Source organism: Xanthomonas bromi (assembly GCF_900092025.1).
Taxonomy (GTDB): domain Bacteria; phylum Pseudomonadota; class Gammaproteobacteria; order Xanthomonadales; family Xanthomonadaceae; genus Xanthomonas; species Xanthomonas bromi.
The window spans coordinates 1-5999 of the sequence record NZ_FLTX01000110.1 but is presented as its reverse complement, the minus strand read 5'-3'; the positions used below and the strand labels follow the sequence as shown (position 1 = coordinate 5999).

At 58.5% G+C, this 5999-nt stretch carries 3 protein-coding genes and 1 pseudogene; 1 reads left to right on the top strand and 3 read right to left on the bottom strand.

From position 1 onward, the window contains the following. From XBLMG947_RS20650 to XBLMG947_RS20640, 3 genes are all read right to left on the bottom strand, one after another. A partial coding sequence (locus XBLMG947_RS20650) for an AbiJ-NTD4 domain-containing protein (protein ID WP_065470386.1) occupies positions 1–606 on the bottom strand: 606 nt, incomplete at its 3' end. A gap of 12 nt (positions 607–618) precedes the next feature. After that, positions 619–2148: a UvrD-helicase domain-containing protein gene (locus XBLMG947_RS20645; protein WP_065470385.1), complete on the bottom strand. Its 1530-nt coding sequence runs from the start codon at positions 2146–2148 to the stop codon at positions 619–621. Next, entirely contained in the window at positions 2145–3986 is a 1842-nt protein-coding gene (locus tag XBLMG947_RS20640; protein ID WP_209437494.1) for an ATP-dependent nuclease, read from the bottom strand. Before XBLMG947_RS20640 ends, XBLMG947_RS20645 begins: the two co-directional genes overlap by 4 nt. Positions 3987–4546: 560 nt before the next feature. Between XBLMG947_RS20640 and XBLMG947_RS20635 the strand changes: the two are divergent. Continuing rightward, positions 4547–5999, top strand: a pseudogene (locus XBLMG947_RS20635) (conjugal transfer protein TraG N-terminal domain-containing protein); the annotation flags it as partial.

Sequence of the window (5999 nt, the reverse complement as noted above, 5' to 3'; positions counted from 1 at the left end):
GGGATCAGTGAATTTCCTGCGCGTCTCTTCCAGCATGACGTCGAGCGTTTTGTCCCCAGTCCGAAAGTAGGTTCTCGCGAGCAAGTCATCGACGATGGCTGGCAGGATCCGCCGCACCTCGCCGCTCTCGTTGATCTCATAAGCAAGCCCATTGCGTGCGAGGATGCGGTTGACATCGGACACGAATGCAGAACGCCCTTCGGCGCCGTCAAAAGACAGATGGTGGTGACGGTAATAATCGTGAAGCTTTCCTGGAATCGGCCGCGCTACGCATCTCCATACAAACTCGATGAAATCGAGTGCTATAAGGGTCTGGGGCGCCCATGGCTTTCGCGTCCGGCGGAAATCACCTTCATCCACCTCATCGCGTTGTAGCGGCCATGACAGGCCCTCCATCTCCGATTCGATCGCGCTTTTCAGCATGTCCGTGTCGTTGCCACAGATCGCATGCCCATCAGGACACTCCTGGGGATATGACGCCCCAAACGATCCGGAACTCGCCAAGGCCTCAACCAGGACCGCAATGCCTGCCCATGCAACTGGACTCATCGTCTGCTCAGTACGCGCCCTCGGCCCGAGCTCCCGATCACTGAAATAGTTGCTCATGGAATCGGTCCTTCAACGAAGCTTGAACAGGGGACTGGGACTGGAGGTCGAAACCACCAAGGTCAGCGATTTCTTCGCCCTGCTGAGGGCCACGTACATCTTGGATTTCGCATACAGGCTCGACGTGAACTGCGCCTTGTCGCAGGCCATCAGCATCGCATGGTCGCACTCCAGGCCCTTTGCCTTGTGAATGCTGCTGAGCACCCTCTTGGGCAGTGACGGATGAGAGTAAGAGCGTATACGCGACACCTCTGCAAATCCTTCATCGGGACCGGCAAACTGCCCGATGCGCACGGCATCCTGCAACTCGGACCTGTGATCAATCTTCACGGTGTCAAACCCCGCTGCAGCGTCCTTTGCGAGTGCATTAATTTTTCCGAGCGCATCCGAAACACCCGTGTGCGAAGGATTGTTCAGCAGGCATCGTGCGACCGCCTGGATGTTGGCCGGCTTTCCGGTGGTGGGACGCGCCGCACCAGTGCGGATCTCCTGCAAAAGTCGGTCCCCGTGGCTGGATGGACTGAATCCGACCGCGACGCTGCCCATGAAGGCGATGACACTCTGTGCCAGCGCTTCCGGATTGCCATTACCGTTGCGGACTGTCTGCACAAGCGCCGCTAACGCATCACGCGTATGCCCTTCCCAGATCGGAACCGTCCGAAACCAGAAGGCCCGAAGTGCCGATACCAAGTCGTTCTGCGATGCGAGGACCATCAGCTGCGGGCTTGTTTTCAGCACTTTGTCGATCGGTCCCCTGTGCTCCTTGGAAAGTTGGTAGCCCGTTCGCATCTGGGCTGTGTTGTTTCCGACGAGCACCTTCACGGAAGGAGGCAGTCCTCCTGTCAGGTCGATCGGAGTTCCGCGCTCTAGACTCTCTCGTGCCTCGATGACCCAAGCCCCCAATAAGGGACAACCGGTCTGCCAGCGATGCGGTGTGATCAGCTTTTCGTCCGCTCCCTGTGCCTTCAGAGCGTCCCAGCGGGCGCGATCTTCGCGCACGGCTTTATCAGTCTTGACCCCATAAATCCGCTGCATGGGATCTCCAAAGATCCGGACAGTTGCACCAGCGGACAGTAAAGACATGACGACACTGTTCTGTTCGACACTGGAATCCTGATGTTCGTCGCACACTATAACTGGATAGCGCCGGACCAGCGCGCGAGCCACCATTGGCTGATGTCGCAGGAATCCGGCGACCTTGGCCGCCATAATGTCAAAGCCTTTTCCGCCATCCTGCCAGGCCCAGGAGGTCAGATCGCGCGGAAGATCTAGTGGCTTGTGGTAGGCCAGCGCGATCTGAGCAATCAAGGCATCAATGGTCTTGATTTCGACGCGTGACCCGGCCTTCTTGGTCCGTTCGGCGAAGACAGAGCAAGCGGCATGTGTATGTGTCAGAATGAGCAAGCGGCCATCACCGAGGCTTCCTACCACCTCCTGCGCGTACGCAGCGCCTTGATATGTCTTGCCACAACCGGCCGCAGCTTCAATGACCACCAGCGGCTCGGGTGAGCGGAGAAGCTTGGCAACGGCTCTGTCGCTCATATATCCAGCTTTTCCAAGGCCTGGCGATCCACGGCTTCCAGTACCGCGTTAATCAGCGGGAGCAGCTGCGGCTCGATACCCGCCCACGCGCCTAAAGCGACCATTTTCTGGGCCAGCTCCTGCCCACCGATAGTGGACTTGAACCATTGCTGGGAATGCTTCTTCCAAGCCTTTTCTTGACCCTCGGGCGCCCCTTCCTTGCTGCCGCTGGCAGCTGCAATGATCAGCGCACGCCACGTTTTTCCAGAGGCCTTCAGTGCCGCGTCTATCGCCTCAGTGCTTTTGTCTTGAAGTCCAAGGCGTTCCGCCAAAGTCCGAAGTCGATAGCCGTCCAGTTCGCCTTCTGCATCCTTCAGCAGTTCGAGAAGATTTGCTTCGGGAACGGCCCCGATAACATTGTCTTCAGTGCAGCCCTTCGGCCATTGGTGAAGCCGCCCTTTGAGCTTTTCCTTCAGCTTCTTCCAGCGCTCCGGGGCTGTGCCCTCGTCGTCTGCCAGGCCGGCAAACAGCAAGCCGGAAGATGCGAGCGTCTCAAGCAGATCCAAGGTCGCACCGTTACCCTGCCCATCGCAGACTCGCACGCCATGATCAAGCGGGTCCCCCCCAAAAGCCTTTCCCAGCAGGTACTGCAAGAAGCCAACCTCGGTTGGCCCTTCAGCAATGACGGCCACGCGTGCTAGGAACGTCTCAGGATCTCGCTTCTGCTGCGGTCCAACCTTGTCCCGAGGCAGCGCACCGATGGAGCCCTGGCTGTCCAGATACCAAAGATGTGCATCCTCTGCACACGAAATGGCGACAGGGCTGTGCGTCGTGAGAAATATCTGCCCGTGTTGACCGGCCAGGATATTGATGAGCTTGCGCAAACGGTACGGCTCAAGCCCGCGCTCGATCTCATCGATGAGCGTCACGCTTGCTTCCTTGTCCGTTGACGATGCAATTTCGAGCGCAGCCATCCGTCTAGTGCCTGCGCCCCAACTGCTCAGTGGCAGCGCCACCCCATTCTTTGTCGCCATCAGGCCGATTAGCGCGCCGATGGACAACCCCTGGCTGGTAGTGAGACCGAGTTTCAAATTACTGGGGAGCGCAGCACCTGCCATGCGCGCATCCATTGACTCGATCGCTTCCTTACCTTTGTCATTGAGCGAATCGTGCAAATTGAGCCCTGCTACCTGTTTGCCGATACGTGCCCGTAATGCGTTGTCGGCCAGCAACCGATCCAGTGCGGAGCCATAGACAAGGCGCAGATCACGATCGTTGCGTTCATCGGCGCTCATTCGGACCAACCCGATACGCCGGCGAACGGCAGTCGAGAAATGGTCGAACTCGTCGTGAGGCTGCATGACCTCCCACGCGAGTTCCAGTTCCACGGTCCCGCGTACACGCACGCGATACACCGGCTCGCCGGGCACCGGCTGGTCGCCCTCCCCGTCGGCCGATGGCACAACAGCGTCTTTCCCGTTCCATGCCCACGGCCAGGCGAAGGTGTTCTGAGAGCCCATGCCGGTTGCGTCGGGAAGTGCAATGACGGCCTCGATGAAGAACTCCTGCGCAGTGTCCCGGGCCCAGTAGTCGGCCTCAGAGATGACCGCCGTGTTCGACGGCGAAAGCAACAGCGAAATCGTTTCGAGAACAGTCGTTTTTCCAGCGTCGCCGCCACCAAGGATGACATTCATTCCCGCAGCAGGCAACCACCGAAGGGAATGGATACCCCTGAAGCGTTGAATGCTGAGCTTATAAATATGTGCTGCTTTGGTCATTTCATTCTCAGTGACGGTAATGGGCAAATAGCCAGAAAAATCGCTTTCTGACCACATCGATGGAAAGCAAGCGTCGACCATTCTCTCGGGTCCGTAATTCCATGCATTGCCGCAATCGCCACAAGACGAAAGCCTCCACTCAGCTTAGCACCAGCCAAATCAATTAGCAGTGTTGCTATCAACCATCGTTCGGTAAAGCAACACAGAAGAGCTCCTTCAGCTTGAAGTGATTCGGACGAGGTCTAGTTGATGGCAGCTTCGGGCCGATACCAAACGGGCCTACATCGATCACCGGTGTGATTTTCAAGTTTCTGGCCTTAGACGAGGTCAACCGACAATTGAAGGGCTACAAGCTACAGGCCATGAGTGCAGGGAGTAGCCACGCTGGATTTGTGTTTGCCAGCCAAGATGATGAGTAAGGACGCCATCCCACAAGAATCAGGGGCGCGCGCAAGTCGGATTGTTCTGCCCATACACACTGTTTGCCTCCAACATCAAGCCCCATCAAACATGGCCCTGATTGCAAGGTAGAGCGCTCAGGCAGCGCGGATGTCTCTTCGCGGCCCCGCAGTCTTCGTCCTGGAAAACTGGCGCCTGCGCCAAGCACCTGGTCATGGTCACGCAAGGCGCGCGGAGATCCCATGACCCTCTACACCACAGACTACCTGGAGTACTACCTCACGCTGGTCGGCTGGATCGTGCACAACGGTATCTGGAACATCTTAGTCGCCAGCGGCGTGTTCGCTTTGCCCCTCGTGTCCATCGTCATCCAAGAATGGCTCCGTGCGCGAACCGAGGGGGCCGACGAGGGGAACAAAGGAGTCCTGTCGGCGGTCCGCATCGAGAACCGCGCGTGGGTCGCCATCGTGGTCATCATGTTCGCCGGCATCCCTTTCATCAACGTCAATATCTCGACGATCCAATTCGATGCCTCGCGCTCCACGCAATGCAAGGTGGATGTTCCGACGCCGCAGGACACCCGTTGGTCCAATGCTTTCACCACGCTCAACAACCAAAGTGCACAGGTGCCGGTCTGGTGGTTCTTCATGCATGCGATCTCGAAAGCAGTTACCGGCGCGGCGGTCGCTGCCATCCCGTGCGGCACGGACCTTCGGCAGATGCGCATGGAGATCGACAGCACACGCATCAACGACCCGGTACTGGCTCAGGAGGTGGCCGACTTCACCCATGACTGTTACGGGCCTGCGCGGGCCAAGCTCTTCATGGGGCGGCCATCGCTCTCCGGCGCACAGATGAACGATGTGACCTGGATCGGATCGGCCTATTTCCTTGGGACGAACGGGTACTACGACACCTACCACTCGCAGATGCCGCGCTCCGCCTGGCCCTATAACGCGACGCGCGATGCAGGCCTAGCCCAGGTGGACAACGGAGGCGGCTATCCAACCTGCCGACAATGGTGGTCAGAGGGCGACCAAGGTTTGCGTAGCCGGTTGCTCGCACAGGTGGATCCCGATCTGCTGTCGCGCATTGGGCGATGGGCGGGTTTCGTCTCACGCCAGCAGGCGGACGATGCCGTCATCCGTGCGATCGCCGCACCGCGGCAACAGACAATGAACCAAGGCCAAGCCTACGCCGACTACGGCGGCCAGGTGGACATGACGCTGCCCAACATCGTGACGCGCGGCGCAGCTGGCGTTGGCTTGGCGGCGGGCTCGATCGGGTTCTTCCCGGCGATGGATGTGGTGCGGCAGGCGCTCCCGATGGTTCTGTCGTTTCTCAAGATGGCGATGGTCATCTGCATCCCTCTCGTACTGCTATTTGGCACCTACGATCTCAAGGCCGTGGTGACGATGAGTTGCGTGCAGTTCGCGCTGTTCTTCGTGGATTTCTGGTTCCAGTTGGCCCGCTGGCTCGATAGCACCATCCTTGATGCACTGTATGGATGGAACTCTCCGCACAGCAATTTCAATCCTCTGCTCGGTCTGAACAATACTTTCGGCGACATGCTTCTGAATTTCGTGATGGCAAGCATGTTTCTAATCCTGCCAGCCTTTTGGGTCAGCGCCCTAGCTTGGGTTGGCGTTTCGTGCCGGCGCAATCGTGCAGGGCCTGTCCAATGCAACCGGAGAC

Bases quoted from the DNA above. Each gene is read 5' to 3' on its own strand.
- XBLMG947_RS20645 (WP_065470385.1), bottom strand. From the start codon at position 2,148: ATGAGCGACAGAGCCGTTGCCAAGCTTCTCCGCTCACCCGAGCCGCTG.
- XBLMG947_RS20640 (WP_209437494.1), bottom strand. From the start codon at position 3,986: ATGGTCGACGCTTGCTTTCCATCGATGTGGTCAGAAAGCGATTTTTCT.